The 21,624-nt window shown below is 46.5% G+C and carries 20 protein-coding genes and 1 pseudogene; 14 read left to right on the forward strand and 7 right to left on the reverse strand.

Annotated elements, in window-relative coordinates; translation table 11 throughout:
- Positions 1-47: 47 nt before the first annotated feature.
- Positions 48-1,613 carry a M4 family metallopeptidase gene (locus BR62_RS0115155; RefSeq protein WP_007409672.1) on the reverse strand — a complete coding sequence of 522 codons (1,566 nt, stop codon included), beginning with the start codon at positions 1,611-1,613 and terminating at the stop codon, positions 48-50.
- Between the two features lie 366 nt (positions 1,614-1,979).
- On the opposite strand from BR62_RS0115155, the pseudogene BR62_RS19335 reads away from it, so the two are divergent.
- Positions 1,980-2,153 (forward strand): annotated as a pseudogene (locus tag BR62_RS19335) (RNA polymerase sigma factor); the annotation flags it as partial.
- Entirely contained in the window at positions 2,110-2,403 is a 294-nt protein-coding gene (locus BR62_RS0115160) for an anti-sigma factor family protein (RefSeq protein ID WP_032871398.1), read from the forward strand. The pseudogene BR62_RS19335 and the gene BR62_RS0115160, both read left to right, overlap by 44 nt.
- Before the next feature lie 38 nt (positions 2,404-2,441).
- Here the strand turns inward: BR62_RS0115160 and BR62_RS0115165 are convergent, their stop codons facing one another.
- Both BR62_RS0115165 and BR62_RS0115170 read right to left on the reverse strand, forming a co-directional pair.
- Entirely contained in the window at positions 2,442-3,059 is a 618-nt protein-coding gene (locus BR62_RS0115165; RefSeq protein WP_020955772.1) for a hypothetical protein, read from the reverse strand.
- A 310-nt stretch (positions 3,060-3,369) separates the two neighbouring features.
- A complete protein-coding gene (locus BR62_RS0115170) occupies positions 3,370-3,558 on the reverse strand; it encodes a YlaF family protein (RefSeq protein ID WP_003154504.1) in 189 nt (62 codons plus the stop codon).
- 111 nt (positions 3,559-3,669) lie between these two features.
- On the opposite strand from BR62_RS0115170, the gene typA reads away from it, so the two are divergent.
- Together typA and BR62_RS0115180 are read left to right on the forward strand one after the other, a co-directional pair.
- Positions 3,670-5,508, forward strand: coding sequence for a translational GTPase TypA (gene typA / locus BR62_RS0115175; RefSeq protein ID WP_007409675.1), 1,839 nt, complete (start codon positions 3,670-3,672; stop codon positions 5,506-5,508).
- Between the two features lie 56 nt (positions 5,509-5,564).
- Complete coding sequence (locus BR62_RS0115180; RefSeq protein WP_007611192.1) at positions 5,565-5,885, forward strand: YlaH-like family protein; 321 nt, start codon at positions 5,565-5,567, stop codon at positions 5,883-5,885.
- Positions 5,886-5,926: 41 nt separating this feature from the next.
- Here BR62_RS0115180 and BR62_RS0115185 read toward each other — a convergent pair whose 3' ends face one another.
- A complete protein-coding gene (locus BR62_RS0115185) occupies positions 5,927-6,136 on the reverse strand; it encodes a YlaI family protein (protein WP_007409677.1) in 210 nt (69 codons plus the stop codon).
- A 101-nt stretch (positions 6,137-6,237) separates the two neighbouring features.
- A complete protein-coding gene (locus tag BR62_RS0115190) occupies positions 6,238-6,861 on the reverse strand; it encodes a YhcN/YlaJ family sporulation lipoprotein (protein WP_012117484.1) in 624 nt (207 codons plus the stop codon).
- A gap of 154 nt (positions 6,862-7,015) precedes the next feature.
- Between BR62_RS0115190 and BR62_RS0115195 the strand changes: the two genes are divergently transcribed.
- Positions 7,016-8,344 carry a PhoH family protein gene (locus tag BR62_RS0115195; protein ID WP_007409679.1) on the forward strand — a complete coding sequence of 443 codons (1,329 nt, stop codon included), beginning with the start codon at positions 7,016-7,018 and terminating at the stop codon, positions 8,342-8,344.
- Here the strand turns inward: BR62_RS0115195 and BR62_RS0115200 are convergent.
- The gene (locus BR62_RS0115200) at positions 8,339-8,815 is read right to left on the reverse strand and encodes a hypothetical protein (RefSeq protein WP_007409680.1); all 477 of its coding nucleotides are present in this window, start codon (positions 8,813-8,815) and stop codon (positions 8,339-8,341) included. The genes BR62_RS0115195 and BR62_RS0115200 overlap by 6 nt on opposite strands.
- Before the next feature lie 103 nt (positions 8,816-8,918).
- Between BR62_RS0115200 and glsA the strand changes: the two genes are divergently transcribed.
- From glsA to pyc, 4 genes are all read left to right on the forward strand, one after another.
- The gene (gene glsA / locus BR62_RS0115205) at positions 8,919-9,848 is read left to right on the forward strand and encodes a glutaminase A (RefSeq protein ID WP_015239797.1); all 930 of its coding nucleotides are present in this window, start codon (positions 8,919-8,921) and stop codon (positions 9,846-9,848) included.
- Between the two features lie 107 nt (positions 9,849-9,955).
- Entirely contained in the window at positions 9,956-10,237 is a 282-nt protein-coding gene (locus tag BR62_RS0115210; RefSeq protein WP_003154494.1) for an Fpa/YlaN family protein, read from the forward strand.
- Positions 10,238-10,440: 203 nt separating this feature from the next.
- Positions 10,441-11,652 carry an FtsW/RodA/SpoVE family cell cycle protein gene (locus BR62_RS0115215; RefSeq protein ID WP_032871401.1) on the forward strand — a complete coding sequence of 404 codons (1,212 nt, stop codon included), beginning with the start codon at positions 10,441-10,443 and terminating at the stop codon, positions 11,650-11,652.
- Between the two features lie 75 nt (positions 11,653-11,727).
- A complete protein-coding gene (gene pyc, locus BR62_RS0115220; protein ID WP_032871403.1) occupies positions 11,728-15,174 on the forward strand; it encodes a pyruvate carboxylase in 3,447 nt (1,148 codons plus the stop codon).
- Positions 15,175-15,272: 98 nt separating this feature from the next.
- Here the strand turns inward: pyc and ctaA are convergent, their stop codons facing one another.
- Positions 15,273-16,199: a heme A synthase CtaA gene (gene ctaA / locus BR62_RS0115225; RefSeq protein WP_007409684.1), complete on the reverse strand. Its 927-nt coding sequence runs from the start codon at positions 16,197-16,199 to the stop codon at positions 15,273-15,275.
- Positions 16,200-16,542: 343 nt separating this feature from the next.
- Here ctaA and cyoE point away from each other — a divergent pair, with 343 nt between their 5' ends.
- From cyoE to ctaF, 5 genes are all read left to right on the forward strand, one after another.
- Positions 16,543-17,460 (forward strand): heme o synthase, encoded by a 918-nt coding sequence (gene cyoE, locus BR62_RS0115230; protein WP_003154486.1) that lies wholly within the window; start codon positions 16,543-16,545, stop codon positions 17,458-17,460.
- Between the two features lie 217 nt (positions 17,461-17,677).
- Positions 17,678-18,748, forward strand: a complete 1,071-nt coding sequence (coxB, locus tag BR62_RS0115235; protein WP_003154484.1) for a cytochrome c oxidase subunit II — start codon at positions 17,678-17,680, stop codon at positions 18,746-18,748.
- A gap of 31 nt (positions 18,749-18,779) precedes the next feature.
- Complete coding sequence (gene ctaD, locus BR62_RS0115240) at positions 18,780-20,648, forward strand: cytochrome c oxidase subunit I (protein ID WP_007611227.1); 1,869 nt, start codon at positions 18,780-18,782, stop codon at positions 20,646-20,648.
- Positions 20,648-21,271 carry a cytochrome c oxidase subunit III gene (gene ctaE / locus BR62_RS0115245; protein WP_003154482.1) on the forward strand — a complete coding sequence of 208 codons (624 nt, stop codon included), beginning with the start codon at positions 20,648-20,650 and terminating at the stop codon, positions 21,269-21,271. Before ctaD ends, ctaE begins: the two co-directional genes overlap by 1 nt.
- Positions 21,272-21,273: 2 nt before the next feature.
- A complete protein-coding gene (gene ctaF / locus BR62_RS0115250) occupies positions 21,274-21,606 on the forward strand; it encodes a cytochrome c oxidase subunit IVB (RefSeq protein WP_007409686.1) in 333 nt (110 codons plus the stop codon).
- Positions 21,607-21,624: the final 18 nt, after the last annotated feature.

The raw sequence follows: 21,624 nt of genomic DNA on the forward strand, positions 1-21,624 counted from the left end.
TTTCAGATATAAAAAAGAGACCGGATTTCTCCGGTCTCTTTTCTTGTTTACAAGCCGACCGCATTCCAGGCCGCTTCTACGCTTGCAGCGTCTTGAGAGCCGTAAAGGTCCCGCGCTGATTGAATCAAAGCTGCTTTTGCATCTTTAAAGTTTGATGACGGAGTGAGATAAACCGTCAGTGCGCGATAGTAAATCTGCTCCGCTTTTTTCACGCCGATTTTTGTAATCGTGTTGTAAGCGGCTTTGTTCGGAATTCCGCTGTTTGTATGCACGCCGCCGTAGTCGCCGGCATCAGTGTTCGGAAGGTTTTGATAATTTTTGTAATGGTCGGGCTGTCCGTATTTTGTCGGAGTGGATAAACTGCGGAGAGCCGGCTGGCTGACCGTAATATCTTCACCGATATCCCAGTCCTCAGTATCGTTGAAGTATCCGAATACATCAGAGAAGGATTCGTTTAAAGCGCCCGGCTGATTTTCATAGTTCAGGTTGGCTGTTTCCTGTGTAACACCGTGTGTCATTTCATGGGCCGTTACGTCCATTGAACCGGAAAGAGGCGAGAAGAATGAGCCGTCACCGTCCCCGTAAATCATTTGGTCGCCGATCCAGGCCGCGTTATTGTATTTGCTGCCGTAATGAACGGAAGATACGATTTTGCCGCCTTTATTGTCGTAGCTGTTGCGTTTAAACGTCTGATAGAAATAATCGTACACTTTGCCGAGATTGTAATGCGCATCAACGGCAGCGCGCTGAGAAGAAGTTGTGAACTGGTTGGTAGTGCTTGATACGAGCGTGCCCGGCAGGTTATACTGTCGGTTTTGCAGATCGTACGTAATAATTTGCGTTCCGGTAGGTTTAGAAAGATCGCGCATTACATATTTGCCGCTTTCAGAAGAAATATTTAATGAGACCGTTTTTCCTTTAAGAGTCGTACCTGTTCCGGTTGCAGCGGCATGCTCCACTTTGTTTTGCTTTTTCAGGACTTTCCCTGTCTCCGCATCAACGGTTACTTCCCAGTTAGCTGGTTCCGGTTCGATGTAGCGGATGGTTACATCATAGGCGAGGCGGTATTTACCGTCTTTTGTGGCCGCTGCTTTCAGCTCGGCTTTGTTTTTGTTTGCAACGTTGCCGTTAGAGACGGCTTCAGGTGATTTGCCGATTGCTTTAAAAGCATGATCCAGCGCCTGATTTGCAGATAATTTTTTGCTGTTTGCCGTTTTGGCAGAAGCATCGTTGTTTAATTCACCGTTAATCGCATAGACATTGTTGGATTTATCGACGTGAATAATGACTTGCGAGTCTTTCACAGGCACACCGTTAACGACAGGCACATAACGGAAGTGCTTGTAGCCGAGATCATCGGTCGTGTGGTCAATCAGCTTCAGTCTCTCAGAAGGGTTGCCTTTGAAGACTTTGCCGTTTTGTTTCAAGTATTGCTTGATTGCTTTGTCACTGACTGAAGGCAACTCAGACTGCACCAAAGAATGCTTCGGCACAAAGTTCGTCAGGTTTTCTTTAAGCTGAGGATTCTCAGCGGCCTGAACACCCGGAAGACTGATAGTTAAACTCATAAAGGAAGCGGCGACAGCAACAGACAATTTCTTACCTAAACCCACAATAAATCCCCCTTTTTGAAAATAATGAAAACTTATATTGTTATAATAAACCAGCATTCTCTCATTCTGCAATATAAAACTAGACTCCGCTGATGAATTGATAGAATCGTCCCGGAAAGGCTTCCGGCGGCCAGCATCGGGGGATAAGCCGAGAGGCACGTGTTGAATCAGACATGAGTCGAATGATGCGATTTATTCTGAAAAAAATGACAAATGAAGTCGGGAAAAATGATAGGGGAAAAATGTTCCGATCTGTAAAACTTTTTTTATAGCCGTTTGTCTAAACGGGTGAGGCCTTAATAAACGAAAAGGATTGTTTCAGATGTCAGAGATTTTCAGTCATTTTATTCAGCATTTCGACAGGTATTTCAAGAGCTGTCTTACGAAGAGATTGCTGATGTTTTGGACTGGAGTCTTTCGAAGGTGAAGAGCACCCTGTACAGGGCGAGAATGCAGCTGAAACAGCACTTGGGGAAAAAAGGAAGGACGGACAGATATGACTTGCTGTTTAGTGAGAGATTTACTCCCTTTATATATTGAAGGCGATTGTGAAACAGAAACGGAGCGGTTTATTTCCCGCCATCTTGAATCATGCGGTAAGTGCGGGAGTTTATATCATATGATGAAGGAGCCGTTTGACCTCGGCAGCCCTGAGATGAAGGCGCCAGCCTGTTATGCAGAAGAAGAAAGGCGGTTTAAGGAACGGTATTACGGGAAGCTGCTGATAAAAACAGCCTGTTTGTTCGGCGCTGTTTTCTTTATCATGCTGGTCCTTAAACTGCTGATTTAAAAAAACGCCCGGCTGAATGACCGGGCGTTTTAATCCGTTTACTCAGCCGGATGAAAGGCTGTATAAATGCCTTCAAGCAATTCCTGGGGCAGTGAATTAAAGAATCCGGCACACAGCTTTGCTTCTTTTTTTCCTGCTCCTGCTTTTTCAGCAAGTTCCTGATCAAACGTATACACACCGTCTTCTTCAATCAGCGCAGATTGAAGGATATGAAGACTTTGGGAAAAAGCGGTGAACAGCTGATCAACGATAAGGGCCTCTTTTTCCGTAAAGCCGAGCTCCACCGCTTTTTCTTTATTAAATGTATATTCGCCGTCCGTTTTCTCAATACATTGAGAAAGAACGGTTAAAAATTCGGTTGAACTGTCCCACAGCTTTTGAATGATCTGGGCTTGTTCTTGATCTAATCCCAATTCAACCGCTTTTTCGCCGTCAAAATAATAGACACCGTCTTTTTCGTAAATCGATTGGCTGATGATGTCAATGAGTTTTGCCGCGTCTTCCGGTGTTTTCTCTGCGGAAGCCTGCAGGACATGCGGTTCATTTGCCTGAATCGTTTTTGCGCCGGCAGAATCAAGCGGACTGAATGCAAGCAAGGCGGCTGAGGCGGTTGCGGCGGCAGTTACAGCGGTTTTCTTCAAAAAAGATGTTTTCATTTCGTTCTCTCCTTGTCATGTGTATTTGCTTACAGCCACAAGTATAAAAAGACAATGATGGAATTGAAATAGGAGGTATGGTATTTTCTGCATAACGATACCGGACTATTTCAGACTGCATATTCTGAGGGAATCTGCTGATGTAACTAGAATGGGAGCTGTCATTTCCGGCTTCCTGACTAGGCGGCGGGGGAGATAAGCCTTACATCTGGAGCCTGTTTTGAGGATATAAAAAAGCCTGAATCTTTGATTCAGGCTTCATAAGATATTGTCTTTCCATGTTTACGGAATTTTGCAAAGGGTCATGCTTTTAATCAAGCAGTCCCTGTTCGCGCATTTTTTTCTTTACAGTGAAACCGCTTCCCATCATGGCGATAACGAGAACAATGCTTCCGATGATGCCCCATGCGCTTTTCTCAGCGATTGATACGCCGATCAGCATCATGCTGAAGACTGCTGCGAATGCAAATAATAATAAGAGCCAATTCAATTTTTTCATATTTCCATCCCCTTTAACGTCATACTTTCAGTTTACAGAAAAACGTAACGCTTTTAAAGAGGATGTGTGGTATAATATGAAAGTTATCTAATTTTTTTAGGAGATGAAAATGTGAAACTTCGAAACGATCTTCGCAACATCGCGATTATTGCCCACGTTGACCATGGGAAAACGACTTTGGTAGACCAATTGCTTCACCAAGCCGGAACATTCCGTGCCAACGAAAATATTGCCGAACGCGCAATGGATTCAAACGATCTTGAACGTGAACGCGGTATTACAATTCTTGCGAAAAATACTGCGATTAACTATAAAGATACACGCATTAATATTTTGGACACTCCGGGACACGCCGACTTCGGCGGAGAGGTAGAACGGATTATGAAAATGGTTGACGGCGTTCTGTTAGTCGTTGACGCATATGAAGGCTGCATGCCGCAAACCCGTTTCGTACTGAAAAAAGCCCTTGAGCAGAACTTAAATCCGGTTGTCGTCGTAAACAAAATCGACCGTGATTTCGCCCGCCCGGAAGAAGTCATTGATGAAGTGCTTGATTTGTTCATCGAGCTTGACGCAAACGAACAACAGCTTGAGTTCCCTGTCGTCTACGCTTCTGCGATTAACGGAACGGCAAGTCTGGATCCGAAAAAGCAGGACGAAAATATGGAATCGCTGTATGAAACGATTCTTGAACATGTCCCTGCCCCGGTAGATAACGCCGAAGAGCCTCTTCAATTCCAAGTGGCGCTGCTTGATTACAATGATTATGTCGGCCGTATCGGTATCGGACGCGTTTTCCGCGGCACGATGAAAGTGGGTCAGCAGGTTTCATTGATGAAACTTGACGGAACGGTAAAATCATTCCGCGTAACGAAAATCTTCGGTTTCCAAGGATTGAAACGCGTGGAAATTGAAGAAGCGAGAGCGGGAGACCTCGTTGCCGTTTCGGGCATGGAAGACATCAACGTCGGTGAAACGGTTTGTCCGGCTGACCACCATGAGCCGCTGCCGGTTCTGCGCATTGATGAGCCTACGCTCCAAATGACATTTGTCGTAAACAACAGCCCGTTTGCAGGCCGTGAAGGCAAATATGTCACAGCCCGCAAAATTGAAGAGCGTCTGAACGCGCAGCTTCAAACAGACGTCAGTCTTCGTGTCGAACCGACTGCATCACCGGACGCATGGGTTGTTTCAGGACGCGGTGAGCTTCACCTGTCCATTTTAATTGAAAACATGCGCCGTGAAGGCTATGAGCTTCAAGTGTCTAAACCTGAAGTTATCATTAAGGAAATCGACGGCGTAAGCTGCGAGCCTGTTGAGCGCGTGCAGATTGACGTGCCTGAAGAGCATACCGGTTCTGTTATGGAATCAATGGGTGCGAGAAAAGGCGAAATGCTTGATATGATTAATAACGGAAACGGCCAGGTCCGCCTGATCTTTACCGTACCTTCACGCGGACTCATCGGCTATTCTACTGAGTTTCTGTCACTGACACGCGGTTTCGGTATCCTGAACCACACGTTTGACAGCTATCAGCCGATGCAAAAAGGCCAAGTCGGAGGCCGGCGTCAGGGTGTGCTCGTTTCCATGGAAAACGGAAAAGCGACATCTTACGGAATTCAAGGTATTGAAGACCGCGGCGTCATCTTCGTGGAGCCCGGAACAGAAGTATATGAAGGCATGATTGTCGGCGAACATAACCGTGACAATGACCTTGTCGTCAATGTCAGCAAAATGAAACAGCAGACAAACGTCCGTTCCGCTACGAAGGATCAAACGACTACGATTAAGAAAGCGCGCATTATGTCGCTTGAAGAATCACTCGAGTACTTAAACGAAGATGAATACTGTGAAGTAACGCCGGAATCCATCCGTTTAAGAAAGAAAATCCTGAATAAAAACGAACGTGAAAAAGCGGCGAAAAAGAAAAAAACAGCAGGAATGTCTTAATCACTTGCAGAATTTGAAAAGGTAGAACCCGAACGGAAAAGGGGAGGGGGATCCTTTTGAATGAAGTAAGTGAACGGCTGTCGTTCTTTGCGGCTCTTTACCAAGTGGATGAGCATCCGCTGACGGGAATGTGGCTGTTATACGGAACGATCGTCGTGCTTTCGGTGATTGTATTTAAACTCGGCTTTGCCAAACGGCTGCCGGTGTTGAAGGCTGCGGCAGTTTATCTCTTTCTCGTGCTCGGCTGCACAGTGCTGACTTTTTTCGGTGTGTTTCTGCCGGTCGGAGAAGGGCTTGTTGTCGCCGCCTTGATTTTGATCGTTTACAAAATCCGTCTGCACCAGTCCAAAAAAAGCCAGTCAGCTAAACCGCAATAAAAAAATGACCTTGCCTTCCGGCGGGTCATTTTTTATTCGGTTTATTTTTTCAGTTTATCTTTTTTCGCTTTTTGTCCGGGATGAAAGGAAAAGTGTCCGGTATTCAGCCGCGCCTCCGTTTTGACTTTGATTCGGTCATGGCATTCCCGGCACATATATGTATGAATCGGACGATTGCGGAGGCGTTTGGCTGTCAGTGTTTCATCATCAATTTGTTCGATTTTGTCGCAAATGGAACATTTTACTCTCATTGATTTTCACCTCTTTCACTATGACAAGCATTATAACATGGATGCCCCTCCTGCCAAAGGGAAAGAAAGCAGCGCCCTTCCTTTGGAGCGGGCGCTGCTTTTTACCGGCGGTTTTTCATATGATGATCCGATTGATCGTTCTGTTCGTTCTGCAGCTTGTTCTGGTCTCTTTGGTTCAGCTGATCATCATTCGATTGAGTCGGTGATTCTTTTTCATTGTCGGTCACATCATTCGGGACTTCCGGCATGACACGGCCGACGATGGCGGCAAGTTCGTCCAAAATGCCTGAAACGGGGCGGCCGGCCTTAATGTCGCTGCCCATGCCTCTCAGACGGGAAACCGTATCAGGATCAGCCACGACAACGGCATTGGCGCCGTAAGGATCGTTTTTTAACGCCTGGGCAACCGTGTATTTAATGCTCTCCACTTTGCTTCTTTCTAAATTGTCATCCACATCGATACCGACAACGGAGTATCTTCCGAGTACAACCGCGGTGGCATCTGAAATGCCGGGGATTTTTTCGGTTACCTCGACGAGATGCTTAGCGATGTCTGTCCGGCCGGGATTTTCAGCTGTCTCAGGAGCCGTATTTTTCACATGGATCGGTTTTGCATCGCGCTGATCGGCTGATTCGTTCTGAATATTGCGGCCGCGGCCGTCCTGTACAGCAGTGCAGCCGGTAAGGATAAACAAGGCTTGTATGATAATGAAAAGAATTCGCACGTCAGATTTCCTCCTTGAATGCTTTCATTTATTTTATTGTTGAATTAACCTTCTATCTTTATGCACCAAATCATATATTTTAGCAGGCATCCCCGTTATTCGCGGAAAGAGAAGCACACGATGGGCTTTGATCCTTATTTCAGGAGGCTGAGACTTGAGTAAAATTTATGTGTTAGATACGAATGTACTTTTGCAGGATCCTAACGCCATTTTTTCCTTTGAAGAAAACGAAGTTGTCATCCCCGCCGTCGTGCTGGAAGAGGTCGATTCAAAAAAGCGGTATATGGACGAGGTCGGGAGAAATGCGAGGCACGTATCTAAGCTGATAGACGGGCTCAGGGAGAAAGGAAGGCTGCACGAAAAAGTTCCGCTTGAAAGCGGAGGAACGCTCAGAATTGAACTGAACCACCGGTCATTTCACCAGCTCCAAGAAATTTTTATCGAAAAAACGAATGATAACCGCATTTTGGCGGTGGCAAAAAATTTAAGCCTTGAGGAGGAAACGAAAGAAAACGGCCGCCTCGTCATCCTGGTCAGCAAAGATGTGCTTGTCAGGGTAAAGGCGGATGCCATCGGGCTTTTGGCGGAGGACTTTTTAAACGACAGAGTGGTTGACCATGATGAAATATATAGCGGGTACAAAGATATATTTATGAATAAAGAGCGGTTTGCCTCGTTTTATAAAAACAAACAAATTTCAGTCAAGGAGCTTCAGCAGCATCAGGTTTATCCGAATCAATTTGTGCTGATGAAAGATGAATTAGGAGGATCTTCGTCTGCGGTCGGCATGACAGATAAGAAAGGCGAGACGGTAAAAAGACTCGTTTTCGATGATGAGCACGTATGGGGTATCAGGCCGAAGAACGTCCAGCAGACAATGGCGCTTGAACTCCTGCTGAGGGAAGATATCCCGCTTGTCACCCTGATCGGAAAAGCGGGAACGGGAAAAACCTTGCTTGCTCTCGCGGCAGGGCTTCTGCAGACGGAGGATCTCGGTATTTATAAAAAACTGATCGTCGCGCGTCCCATCGTCCCGGTGGGAAAGGATATCGGATATTTGCCGGGCGAAAAAGAGGAAAAGCTCAAGCCGTGGATGCAGCCGATCTTTGATAATCTTGAATTTTTATTCAATGCGAAAAAGCCGGGTGAACTTGAAGCGATTTTGGCAGGAATCGGATCGATTCAGGTGGAGGCGCTGACATACATTCGGGGAAGAAGCATTCCGGATCAGTTTATTATTATTGATGAGGCTCAGAATTTGACGAGGCACGAGGTCAAAACGCTTTTGACTCGGGTGGGAGAGGGCAGCAAAATTGTCCTGATGGGCGATCCGGAGCAAATAGATCACCCATACTTAGACAGTTTAAACAACGGACTTGCTTATGTTGTAGAACGGTTTAAAGAACAAACCGTCTCCGGCAGCGTGAAGCTTGTGAAAGGTGAGAGATCCGGCCTTGCACAGCTCGCCGCCGATTTGTTATAAAACTTCGATTTCTGTGACGCCCGTTATCGGTTTTTCAAAGTCGCCGTCCACGTAAAAATGGACCGGTCCGCCGTCTTGAAGGGGTTTCCCCGCATCGCTGAAATGCGCGATTGCGTCCATCGCCTTTTCTAGCGGCACTTCGGTTCTTTCTGATTTTGAAATAAATGCGCACAGGACAGCGCTTTCTTTCGGCTCGGCATTTGCTAAAACAGCGCCGAGCTTCATGGCGAAGCTGCCGTTCATCAGTCTTTCTTTTTCATAACGTTTTTCGCTTTTTAAAGTCGGCGGCGAAATGCGCCCTTCTCTGATCACTCGTTCCGGATCAAGCGTATGCTCCTGGGTTTCTGCAGAGCCGTCCGGATGAACGGGCTGATTTTTTTCAAACGGAAACTTGCGGTCATCGAAAATCCAGACACTCGGATCAATTGTAATCGGATATGTAACATTGCCTTTTACCTGAATAACGCTCATGGTGAAGCCCCCCTTTACTTAAAGTATAAAAGTTTTCGCATGAATTGTCACTTTGCGTCGCAAATTAGATGTATACAACGGCAGCGAAGTGAGGATGATCGACATGGTATGCCGGCATTACCAAGAGCTGGACGCATTAGTTCAGGAAGCGAAAAAAAGGACCGAAGAAGGCAAAGTGGCAGACTATATTCCGGCTCTGGCTGAATCTGAACAAGACAGCCTTTCGGTCACGATTTATCATGCGGAAAATACATGTCTGACGGCAGGAGACGCCGACCGGACATTTACGCTGCAGAGCATTTCGAAAGTGCTTTCTCTGGCGCTCGTACTGATGGATTACGGAAAGGAAAAGGTGTTCAGCTGCGTGGGTCAGGAGCCGACCGGCGACCCGTTTAATTCCATGATTAAGCTTGAAACAGTGAATCCGGGCAAGCCTTTAAATCCGATGATTAATGCGGGAGCTCTCATCGTTACGGGTTTCATTAAAGGGCATTCGCCGAAAGACCGCCTGGATTACCTGCTCGGATTCATCAGAAGACTTGCGAATAATCAGGACATTACATATTGCAGACATGTCGCGGAATCGGAATTCAGTTCATCCATGATTAATCGGGCCATGTGTTATTACATGAAGCAGTATGACATTTTTAAAGGCGATGTTGAAGAGGTCATGGATTTGTATACAAAACAGTGCGCGATTAAGATGAGCAGTCTGGATTTAGCCAAAATCGGCTGTGTATTCGCCCTTGACGGCAAGCATCCGGAAACCGGGGAGCAGGTCATTAAAAAAGATGTGGCGAGAATCTGCAAGACGTTTATGGTGACATGCGGCATGTACAATGCGAGCGGGGAATTCGCGATCAAGGTCGGCATTCCCGCTAAAAGCGGCGTTTCGGGAGGAATCATGGGCATTTCGCCGTACAACTTCGGAATCGGTATATTCGGCCCGGCGCTTGATGAAAAAGGCAACAGCATCGCGGGTGTGAAGCTTTTGGAAATCATGTCTGAGAAATACAGGCTGAGTATTTTTTGAAACATTTTTTATCATAACATCTGCTTAAATTCTCTTGCAATTTCATCTGATACCCTTTATGATAAATAGAAGAATTAGGTACTCGCCTGGGGAACGGAGGGATACTTTTGGCTTCAGAGATTATAGTTGACCATCAGCAGAAAGCATTCGAGCTGTTGAAGTTAGATGCTGAGAAGATTTTGAAGCTGATCCGAGTACAAATGGATAACTTAACGATGCCTCAATGTCCTCTGTATGAAGAGGTCTTGGATACTCAGATGTTCGGACTGTCGAGGGAAATCGATTTTGCTGTCCGCCTGGGATTAGTTGACGAAAACGACGGCAAAGAGCTGCTGGACAGACTTGAAAGAGAACTGTCTGCTTTGCATGACGCGTTTACAGGAAAATAAATGATCAAACTCAAACTATTCAACGGTTTGGGTTTTTTTATAACCGTAAACCGTTTTTTGCATCTTCTTTTCGTAAGACGGTCTCTTAATCTGCATTTCATCCGAAAAACTATAAAGAAACTGCGTAAAATGTTTATGAATTATAGTAAAATATAATACGCAATAGGTATTAAACGTAAGCTTTAAGCAGGAAAGAGGATGTTATGTTTAAAAGAATGTTAAAATCTTACGATTATTCATTGATATGCGCTATCATTCTGCTGTGCAGTTTCGGATTGGTAATGGTATACAGCTCAAGCATGATTACCGCCGTTATGCGTTACGGCGTGAGCAGCGACTATTTCTTTAAACGGCAGCTGTTCGCCGTCATCGCGGGGTTTGTGCTGTTTATCATCGCGGCCGTTTTTCCGTACAAAGTGTTCGCCCATCAAAAGATTCAGAAATTCATACTGCTTGCGTCAGTGGCTGCGCTTTGCGCGCTGTTTGTTTTCGGACATGTTGCCGGAAACGCGCAAAGCTGGTTTAAAATTGGCGGAATGGCCATTCAGCCGGGGGAATTTGTCAAGCTGACCCTGATACTGTACCTTGCCGCGGTATACGCAAAGAAACAAAGCTATATCGATCAGCTTTTGACGGGGGTTGCGCCGCCGGTGATCGTCACCGTAGTCATTTGTGCGCTTATCGCCATTCAGCCTGACTTCGGAACGGCGATGATTATCGGCCTGATCGCATTTTGCGTCATTATGTGTTCGGGATTCAGCGGAAGGACCCTGCTCAGGCTGGTTCTCATGGCGGGAATCGTATTGCTCCTTGTCAGCCCGATCATCTATCTGAAATGGGACGATATTTTGACACCCGGGCGTATGAGCCGGTTTGAAAGCCTTGAAAATCCATTTAAATACGCCAGCACATCAGGCCTGCAGATTATAAATTCGTATTATGCGATCGGCTCAGGCGGTTTTTTCGGTCTCGGTCTTGGAGAAGGCATTCAAAAATACGGTTATCTGCCTGAATCGCATACAGACTTTATTATGGCGGTTATTTCAGAGGAGCTCGGCATTTTCGGCGTCCTGTTTGTCATTGTGCTGCTGGCTTTTGTCGTGTTAAAAGGTTTTTATATTGCGAGAAAATGTGAAGATCCGTTCGGGAGCCTTTTGGCAATCGGGATATCCAGCATGATTGCGATTCAGACCTTTATCAATCTCGGCGGTGTCAGCGGCTTAATTCCGATTACAGGTGTTCCGCTGCCGTTTATCAGCTACGGGGGCTCATCAATGTTGTTGTTATTAATGAGCGCCGGTATATTGGTGAATGTCAGCATGCATGTCAAGTACTCAGAAAAGAAGAAAAAGAGGGAGCCCGTTCCGTCTAAGGGGGTAAAAAGACGGCAGACGGAAAAAACTGTGTATCTCTAAAAAACAAGTGTATACACAGGACGGATATTCCTTTATTATAAACTACATATTTATTAGGCCAAGGGGGAGAAAAGTTTGTCACAACAATCCATCCAAAAAGTGTTAGTAGCAAACAGGGGAGAAATTGCGATCCGGATTTTCCGGGCGTGCACAGAATTGAACATCAGAACGGTAGCCGTTTATTCAAAAGAAGATTCGGGCTCCTATCATCGCTATAAAGCGGATGAAGCTTATCTAGTGGGAGAAGGCAAAAAACCGATTGACGCGTATCTTGATATTGAAGGGATTATTGAGATCGCAAAAAGAAACGGCGTAGATGCCATTCATCCGGGCTACGGATTTCTCTCTGAAAATATCCGATTTGCGAGACGCTGTGAAGAAGAGGGCATCGTATTTATCGGACCGACGTCAGCGCATTTGGATATGTTCGGAGATAAGGTAAAGGCGAGGGAGCAGGCAGAAAAAGCCGGCATCCCCGTTATTCCGGGGAGTGACGGACCGGCTGAAACATTAAAAGATGTCGAACAATTCGCAAAAGTCCACGGATTTCCGTTTATTATTAAAGCATCGCTCGGAGGCGGAGGCCGCGGAATGAGAATCGTCCGAAACGAAAGCGAATTGAAAGAATCGTTTGAGCGGGCCAAATCAGAAGCGAAAGCCGCATTCGGAAACGATGAAGTGTATGTTGAAAAACTGATCGAAAATCCTAAGCATATTGAAGTTCAGGTGATCGGAGATAAAGAAGGCAATGTCGTCCATCTGTATGAGCGGGACTGTTCCGTTCAGAGACGCCATCAAAAGGTCATTGAGGTGGCGCCTAGTGTATCTTTGCAGCCTGAATTAAGGGACGAAATCTGTGAAGCGGCTGTGGCGCTTGCGAAAAATGTCGGCTATATCAACGCAGGGACCGTGGAGTTTCTCGTAGCGGGCGGTGAATTTTACTTTATTGAAGTGAACCCGCGCGTGCAAGTGGAGCATACGATTACGGAAATGATAACGGGGGTTGATATCGTTCAGACGCAAATCCTCGTCGCGCAGGGCCACGGACTGCACAGCCGTGCCGTCAATATCCCTGAGCAGAAAGACATTTTTACAAACGGGTATGCGATACAATCACGTGTGACCACTGAAGATCCGCTGAATGACTTTATGCCTGACACGGGTAAAATTATGGCTTACCGCTCAGGCGGCGGCTTCGGCGTCCGCCTTGATACGGGAAACAGCTTCCAGGGCGCCGTCATCACGCCTTATTATGATTCACTGCTTGTCAAGCTGTCGACATGGGCGCTGACGTTTGAACAGGCATCAGCGAAAATGGTCCGCAACCTGCAGGAATTCAGGATCAGGGGCATTAAGACCAATATTCCGTTTCTTGAAAACGTGGCAAAGCATGAAAAATTCCTGACGGGCCAATACGACACATCGTTTATCGACACAACGCCTGAGCTGTTTGTTTTCCCAAAACAGAAGGACCGCGGAACAAAAATGCTTTCCTATATCGGCAATGTCACGGTGAACGGTTTTCCGGGAATCGGGAAAAAAGAAAAACCTGCATTTGATAAGCCTCAGACCGTTACGTTAGGTATAGGGGAAAAGCCGGCAAGCGGTACGAAACAGATCCTTGATGAAAGAGGCGCCGAGGGGCTTGCTGACTGGGTGAAAGAGCAAAAATCCGTGCTCCTGACCGATACAACGTTCAGGGATGCCCATCAGTCCCTGCTTGCAACCCGGATCAGATCCAATGATTTGAAAAAAATCGCGAATCCTACGGCTGCCCTGTGGCCTGAACTGTTCAGCCTTGAAATGTGGGGAGGCGCGACATTTGATGTAGCGTACCGTTTCTTAAAAGAAGACCCTTGGAAACGCCTTGAAGATCTTCGCAAGGAAGTGCCGAACACATTGTTCCAGATGCTGCTTCGTTCATCAAATGCCGTCGGTTATACAAACTATCCGGACAATGTCATCCAAAAATTTGTCCGGCAGTCAGCGGAGTCAGGTATTGACGTATTCCGGATCTTTGACAGCCTGAACTGGGTAAAAGGGATGACGCTGGCCATCGATGCCGTCCGTGAAACCGGAAAAGTGGCGGAGGCTGCGATTTGTTACACGGGAGATATTCTTGATAAGACCCGGACGAAATATGATTTGCAATATTATCTTTCTATGGCGAAAGAGCTTGAGGCGTCTGGTGCGCACATTCTCGGCATTAAAGACATGGCCGGTCTTTTGAAACCTCAAGCCGCATACGAACTTATCTCAGCGCTGAAGGAAACGATTGATATTCCCGTTCATCTTCACACGCATGATACGAGCGGCAATGGCGTCTTTCTCTATGCCAAAGCTGTTGAAGCGGGTGTGGACATCGTGGATGTCGCCGTCAGCTCAATGGCGGGTCTGACTTCACAGCCGAGCGCAAGCGGATTTTATCATGCCCTTGAAGGAAACAGCCGCCGTCCTGAAATGGATGTCCGGCAGGTGGAAAGACTGTCGCAATACTGGGAATCCGTCCGTCAGTATTACAGTGAATTTGAAAGCGGGATGAAGTCTCCGCATACTGAGATTTATAATCATGAAATGCCGGGCGGCCAGTACAGCAATCTGCAGCAGCAGGCAAAAGGAGTCGGCCTCGGTGATCGCTGGAATGAGGTGAAAGACATGTACAGCGTCGTCAACCGCATGTTCGGCGACGTGGTGAAAGTAACACCTTCTTCCAAAGTCGTCGGAGATATGGCGCTTTACATGGTGCAAAACAATTTAACAGAACAAGATGTTTATGATAAAGGCGAAACGCTTGATTTTCCGGATTCAGTCGTTGAGCTCTTTAAAGGGCAGATCGGCCAGCCGCACGGCGGATTTCCGGAAAAACTGCAAAAGCTCGTTCTGAAAGGACAGACGCCGATCACGGTAAGACCGGGTGAGCTGCTTGAACCGGTATCTTTTGAAGGCATTAAAGAAGAATGGAAAGAAACACATCAGATGGAATTGAGTGATCAGGACGCAATCGCGTATGCTCTTTATCCGAAGGTGTTTACTGAATATGTTAAAACGGCGGAACGCTTCGGTGATATTTCCGTATTGGACACACCGACTTTCTTCTATGGCATGACACTCGGTGAAGAAATCGAAGTGGAAATCGAGCGCGGAAAAACGCTGATCGTGAAGCTTGTATCTATCGGTGAACCGCAGCCAGATGCGACACGTGTCGTTTATTTCGAATTGAACGGCCAGCCGCGCGAGGTGGTCATTAAAGATGAAAGCATTAAATCGTCCGTACAGGAAAAATTAAAAGCAGATCGGACAAACCCAAGCCACATTGCGGGATCCATGCCGGGAACCGTCATTAAATTGTTAACGGAAACCGGGGCAAAGGTGAATAAAGGCGATCATCTGATGATTAATGAAGCGATGAAAATGGAGACGACGGTACAGGCGCCGTTCTCCGGGACGATACAGCAGATTCATGTGAAAAACGGTGAACCGATTCAGACAGGCGATTTACTGATCGAAATTGAAAAAGCGTAAAAAATGAACATAAAAAAACCTGATCCGCCCCCGTGTGCGATCAGGTTTTTTATATGTAAAAAGGCCGAAGCTCTAATGCTTCGGCCTTTTCATGTGCCTCAGATGTACCGCTGTTTTGATTCATAGCGGAAGCGGGCGATTAATAATAAGAAATAGCATAAGACGCCGAACAGGCCGGCAATAAAGAGCGAATGGGCAAGTGCAAAGCCGGTGGCCATTTCTGAATAAACAACCATGATTCCGGAGAGCGCCTGTAATACAACAAAGGCAAGAGCCGCTATCCAGCCCCCAAGAATCTGTTTTTGGTCTTTGTAGGAGCGCACCGCATGTGCAAAAGCGACAAGAATCCATACGAACAGAAGCAGCGCTGCCGTTCTGTGGCCCATCTGCACCCATTCCTGAAAATGGGACGGAAGCCCGTGATTCAGCCTGCTGCAAAGCGGAACGTCAGGGCAGGCAAGGCTTGATTTCGTATGGCGCACATAAGCTCCCGTATAAACGACGATATACGTGTAAATCGAAAGGCCGATCATATGAAACTGCATTTTCCTGCCGATTCTGAGCGGCTTGACGAGCTTTTTGTCTGATTTATCAGCTTCGAATATGAGCAGCGTCAAAATCAGAACAGAAGCGAAAGAAATCAGCGATATGCCGAAATGAAGCGCCATAACGAGCGCATTTGATCCGAAAACAACCGCTAATGCGCCGAGAAGCGCCTGTAAAAATAAAAAGATAATGGACATAATGGCGAGAAAGGTTGTTTCACGGAAAACAGGCGTGACTTTTCTCCATGCCCAAAAAGCGAGACTCAGCACGAGAACGATTGAGACACCGCTTGCGAGTCTGTGGCTCCATTCAATGATAGAAGCGGCGTTAAGCTCCGGGAAAAACCGGCCGTGGCAAAGCGGCCACTGCCTTCCGCATCCGAGACCCGATCCTGTCTTTGTGACAAGAGCGCCGCCGATCAGCACGACGAGCATAACGAATGTCGTCAGCACGCCGAGCGCTTTCAAAGCTTTATTCATTTTACATTCACCTTCTTAACAAACTGGACAAAATGATATACGTACCAAGTGTAAGCGAATATGTGTTTTGTGGCAATTCTCAATTCTGTTTGTTCACAAAAATATAATAGAATCAGGACTTCTTAGATAATGGGGTTGATTATTCCAGATGGGTCTGATAGAAATAAAGTAACCGCTTTATTATGAAACCGGCGGATTTGGTAAAATTCATAAAAAGTTCACAAATAAATTCCTGTTTCTCGTTTAATATTTAAGAGGATGTTTTTTTACAGGTCATTATCTTGTATGATAGAGTTGCAGGTCTTAAAAAACCTGCTTTAGGTTTGTAAGGGAGGTTTACGTTATGGCTAATTCCAGAATTTTAAACGATACAGCTATAGACGGACAGATTGAAGAGACGACGGCATGGAAGGATTTCCTTTCGCTTATCAAAATAGGAATCGTCAATTCGAATTTAATTACGACTTTTACCGGCATGTGGCTTGCGTTACATATATCCGGTCTGAGTTTTTTAGGCAATTTAAACACCGTGCTTCTTACATTAATAGGATCTTCTTTGATCATCGCCGGTTCTTGTGCGGTTAACAACTATTACGACCGTGATATTGATCATTTAATGGAACGCACGAAAGTAAGACCGACGGTAACCGGAAAGATTCAGCCGAATCAAGCGCTGTGGTCAGGAATTTTACTCATTGCTTTAGGACTTATCATGCTTTTGATGACCACCGTGATGGCAGCAGTCATCGGTTTTATCGGCGTGTTTACGTACGTTGTTCTTTATACAATGTGGACGAAACGCCGTTATACGATTAATACGGTTGTCGGAAGTGTATCAGGCGCCGTGCCGCCGTTAATCGGCTGGACAGCGGTTGAAGGGCACATCGGTGTTGTCGCGTGGGTTTTATTCATGATTTTATTCATCTGGCAGATTCCGCACTTTTTAGCGCTTGCGATTAAGAAGACGGAAGATTACAGAGCAGCGAATATTCCGATGCTTCCGGTAGTGCACGGCTTTGAAGTGACGAAAAGACAGATTATCGTCTGGGTCGCATGCCTGCTGCCGCTTCCGTTTTTCCTCGGCAGTCTAGGTCTTCCGATCGTCATTCTCGGCACTTTGCTGAATGTCGGATGGCTTGTTCTCGGACTGATGGGATTCCGCATGAAAAACATCATGAAGTGGGCAACTCTTATGTTTGTCTATTCGCTTAATTACATGACCATTTATTTTGTAGCGATGGTGGTCTTTACGCTGTTTTAATTAAATAATGAGCTTGTTTGATCGCCAAAACAAACAATGACAACTAGTAAACGCCGCCTTGACCTTTTGTTTAATCAGGCGGCTTTGCTTTTATACATAGATGGAATTTTAAGTAAAAAATCTCATATTTTAAGAAATGAGGAAAAGAAGTATTTCGGCTGGAAGCAGATTTACTGCTTGTGCATCTCGTACTGATTCAAAAAAGGGGTTGGGTGAAATGTTAAAGCGTTGGCGTCTTTTATCATTATTAGCCTTAGTGCCGCTTTTATTGAGCGGCTGTGGAAAACCGTTTCTGTCCACACTCAAGCCTGCCGGCGAAGTGGCTGATAAACAATATGATCTGACGGTGCTCAGCACACTTATCATGGTTGTCGTCGTTGCGGTCGTAGCAGTTATTTTCTTTTACGTCATTGTGAGATTCAGACGGTCGCGTATAGGGGAAGACACGATACCGAAACAGGTGGAGGGGAACCGTTTTTTAGAAATCACCTGGACCGTTATTCCGATCCTGCTTCTGATTATTCTTGTCATTCCGGTTGTCATCGATACATTGGCGCTGGCGGATACGTCACCGATGGATAAGAAAAACCGTAAAGCAGAGGATGCGCTCGTGATTAATGTAAGGGCGAATTTATACTGGTGGGAATTCGAGTATCCTGATTACGGGTTTGTGACAAGTCAGGAGCTGATCGTTCCCACAGATGAACGCGTCTATTTCAAGCTGAAGTCCTCAGATGTGAAACACTCTTTCTGGATTCCGTCAGCCGGGGGAAAAATCGATACGAATACGGATAATGACAATACTTTCTTTCTGACCTTCGATTCTAAACGCAGCAAAGAAGCGGGAGAATATTTCTTCGGGAAATGCGCAGAGCTGTGCGGACCTTCACATGCGCTGATGGATTTCAAAGTGAAACCGCTGCCGTCAAAAGAATTTAAACAATGGACGAAAGCGATGAAAAATTATAAGCATACAACAGATTCCGGTTTAGCCGCGCAAGGAGAAGAGCTGTTTAAGGAAAAAAACTGCCTGAGCTGTCATGCGGTTGAGCCCAATGATAAACGGGCTGAAGCGGCAAGAACGGCTCCGAACCTCGCTACCTTCGGTGAACGGGTCAAAGTGGCCGGCATTAAGGATGCGAATAAAGAGAATATAAAAGCCTGGCTGAAAAATCCGGACAGCATTAAACCGGGCAATAAAATGACAGGCACTTATCCGAAGCTCTCGGACGCTGAAACGGATGCGCTGTATGAATATTTAAAAGGGCTAAAAGCGGAGAACAAGTGAGGACAGGGAGATATCAGGGGGGAGGTCGTAAATGATGAATACGCTTACAGGACAGCAAAGAAAAAGCTCTTTGCTTTGGGATTATTTGACGACGGTTGACCATAAGAAAATCGCGATTTTATATATGATCGCCGGGGGATTTTTCTTCGTCGTCGGCGGACTTGAGGCCATGCTTATCAGGATTCAGCTCTTGAGGCCGGGGAACGATTTTATGGGTGCTCAGCAGTTTAATGAAATTATGACGATGCACGGCACGACAATGATCTTCCTGGCGGCGATGCCGCTGTTATTCGGGCTGATGAACGCGGTTGTGCCGCTTCAGATCGGGGCGCGTGACGTATCGTTCCCATTTCTGAATGCGCTCGGATTTTGGCTGTTTTTCTTCGGAGGCATCTTTTTGAATCTGAGCTGGTTTTTAGGAGGCGCTCCTGATGCAGGCTGGACGTCGTACGCGTCGCTTGCGCTGAATTCGAAAGGGCACGGCATAGACTTTTTCGTGCTCGGCCTGCAAATATCAGGCTTAGGTACGCTGATTGCGGGGATCAACTTTCTCGCCACGATTATTAATATGAGGGCGCCGGGTTTGACGTATATGAGACTGCCGCTGTTTACGTGGACGACATTTGTGGCGTCGGCACTCATTTTATTCGCATTTCCTCCGCTCACCGTCGGTTTGGCGCTGATGATGCTGGATCGTTTGTTCGGAACGAATTTCTTTAATCCTGAATTGGGCGGCAATACGATAATCTGGGAGCATCTGTTTTGGATTTTCGGGCATCCGGAAGTATACATTTTAATTCTTCCCGCCTTTGGGATTTTTTCAGAAATCATTCCCGTATTTGCGAGGAAACGTCTGTTCGGTTATTCGTCTATGGTCTTTGCGATCGTGCTGATCGGCTTTCTCGGGTTCATGGTTTGGGTTCACCATATGTTTACGACGGGACTCGGACCGATCGCTAATGCGATATTTGCGGTTGCGACGATGGCGATCGCGGTGCCTACCGGCATTAAAATTTTCAACTGGCTTTTGACCATCTGGGGAGGAAATGTCAAATTCACGACGCCTATGCTGTATGCCGTCGCCTTTATTCCTTCTTTCGTACTCGGAGGAGTCACGGGTGTCATGCTGGCGGCCGCAGCGGCAGATTATCAGTTCCACGATACGTATTTTGTCGTAGCACATTTCCACTATGTCATTATCGGCGGCGTTGTGTTCGGCATCCTGGCGGGCGTGCATTTCTGGTGGCCGAAAATGTTCGGGAAGGTGCTTCATGAAACGATGGGGAAAATTTCGTTCGTCTTATTTTTTATCGGGTTTCATCTTACCTTCTTCATTCAGCATTTCCTCGGTTTGATGGGAATGCCGCGGCGCGTTTACACATATCTGCCCGGCCAGGGGCTTGATACCGGCAACCTGATCAGTTCAATCGGCGCGTTTTTCATGGCGGGCGCGGCTGCTTTACTCGTCGTCAATATTATTTATACCTCAATAAAGGGGAAATACGTCGGGAACGACCCGTGGCTGGACGGTCGTACGCTTGAATGGGCGGTCTCTTCGCCGCCGCCGGAATATAATTTTAAACAGCTTCCGTTTGTCCGGGGACTTGACCCGCTGTGGATTGAAAAGCAGGCCGGAAATGAAGGGATGGCGCCTGCAGAGCCTGTAGAGGACATTCATATGCCGAACGGCTCCATCATGCCGTTTATCATATCTTTCGGGCTGTTTGTCGCAGCGTTCGGGTTTTTATACCACTCCGATTATTCATGGGGGCTTCCGGTTATCTTCATAGGGCTCGGCATCACATTCTTTACCATGCTGCTTCGCTCTGTGGTCGATGATTACGGCTATCATATTCACAAAGAAGATCTGCCGAATGATGATAAAGGGGTGAAGGCGTAATGCAGCTGCAGGAAAAAATGACGGCTGAAACCTTTCCGGCTTCTCCTGAAAAAGCAACGCTGGAGGGGAAAAATAAGTTTTTGGGATTTTGGCTGTTTCTCGGCGGGGAAACGGTTCTGTTCGCCTCGCTATTTGCAACATTCCTTGCTTTACGGGAATCTAAAGCCGGAGGGCCGTCAACGGCTGAGATGTTTGAGCTGCCGATCGTATTTATCGCGACGATGCTTCTTTTAACGAGCAGCTTAACGAGTGTGTATGCGATGTATCATATGAAAAATTTCTCCTTTAAAAAAATGCAGGTGTGGCTTTTGGTTACCGTTTTATTGGGAGCAGGATTTTTAGGGGTAGAAATCTATGAATTTATGCATTACACTCACGAATTCGGCTTTACCATTACAAGCTCTGCGCTCGGCTCAGCGTTTTACACGCTCGTCGGCACACACGGAGCACACGTGGCGTTCGGGCTGTTGTGGATCAGCGCGCTGATGATCCGGAATGCAAAAAGAGGGCTCAGCCTTTATAATGCGCCGAAATATTATGTGGCCAGCTTATATTGGCATTTTATCGATGTCGTGTGGGTCTTTATCTTTACCGTTGTATATTTGATGGGGATGGTGGGATAACGATGGACGATAACAAAAACAGAGGGACTGTCAGTACGGATCTCGAATATCGAAAAAAGAAAAATGCCGAGGAGATGAAATATCAGGTCATATCCTTCGGTTTGATGATCGGCCTTACGCTTGTCGCGTTTTTGACGGTGGCTGCTGACGGCATTGCCGGATGGTTTACGATGCCGTTTCTGATCCTGCTTGCGGTCATCCAGGTCATCTTTCAGCTGTTTTACTTTATGCATATGAGCCAGAAGGGGCATGAAGCGCCGTCATTATTTCTGTATTCGGGAATATTTGTCGCGTTTATCACCGTGCTTGCATTTGTCACGATTATTTGGTGGTAATCGGGGCGGCGGGGAGTG

Source organism: Bacillus sp. UNC69MF, assembly GCF_000746035.1.
Lineage (GTDB): Bacteria > Bacillota > Bacilli > Bacillales > Bacillaceae > Bacillus > Bacillus velezensis.

Bases quoted from the DNA above. Each gene is read 5' to 3' on its own strand.
- BR62_RS0115160 (WP_032871398.1), top strand. From the start codon at position 2,110: ATGACTTGCTGTTTAGTGAGAGATTTACTCCCTTTATATATTGAAGGC.
- BR62_RS0115165 (WP_020955772.1), bottom strand. From the start codon at position 3,059: ATGAAAACATCTTTTTTGAAGAAAACCGCTGTAACTGCCGCCGCAACC.
- BR62_RS0115170 (WP_003154504.1), bottom strand. From the start codon at position 3,558: ATGAAAAAATTGAATTGGCTCTTATTATTATTTGCATTCGCAGCAGTC.
- BR62_RS0115185 (WP_007409677.1), bottom strand. From the start codon at position 6,136: ATGAGAGTAAAATGTTCCATTTGCGACAAAATCGAACAAATTGATGAT.
- BR62_RS0115200 (WP_007409680.1), bottom strand. From the start codon at position 8,815: ATGAGCGTTATTCAGGTAAAAGGCAATGTTACATATCCGATTACAATT.
- glsA (WP_015239797.1), top strand. From the start codon at position 8,919: ATGGTATGCCGGCATTACCAAGAGCTGGACGCATTAGTTCAGGAAGCG.
- BR62_RS0115215 (WP_032871401.1), top strand. From the start codon at position 10,441: ATGTTTAAAAGAATGTTAAAATCTTACGATTATTCATTGATATGCGCT.
- ctaA (WP_007409684.1), bottom strand. From the start codon at position 16,199: ATGAATAAAGCTTTGAAAGCGCTCGGCGTGCTGACGACATTCGTTATG.
- cyoE (WP_003154486.1), top strand. From the start codon at position 16,543: ATGGCTAATTCCAGAATTTTAAACGATACAGCTATAGACGGACAGATT.
- coxB (WP_003154484.1), top strand. From the start codon at position 17,678: ATGTTAAAGCGTTGGCGTCTTTTATCATTATTAGCCTTAGTGCCGCTT.
- ctaD (WP_007611227.1), top strand. From the start codon at position 18,780: ATGATGAATACGCTTACAGGACAGCAAAGAAAAAGCTCTTTGCTTTGG.
- ctaE (WP_003154482.1), top strand. From the start codon at position 20,648: ATGCAGCTGCAGGAAAAAATGACGGCTGAAACCTTTCCGGCTTCTCCT.
- ctaF (WP_007409686.1), top strand. From the start codon at position 21,274: ATGGACGATAACAAAAACAGAGGGACTGTCAGTACGGATCTCGAATAT.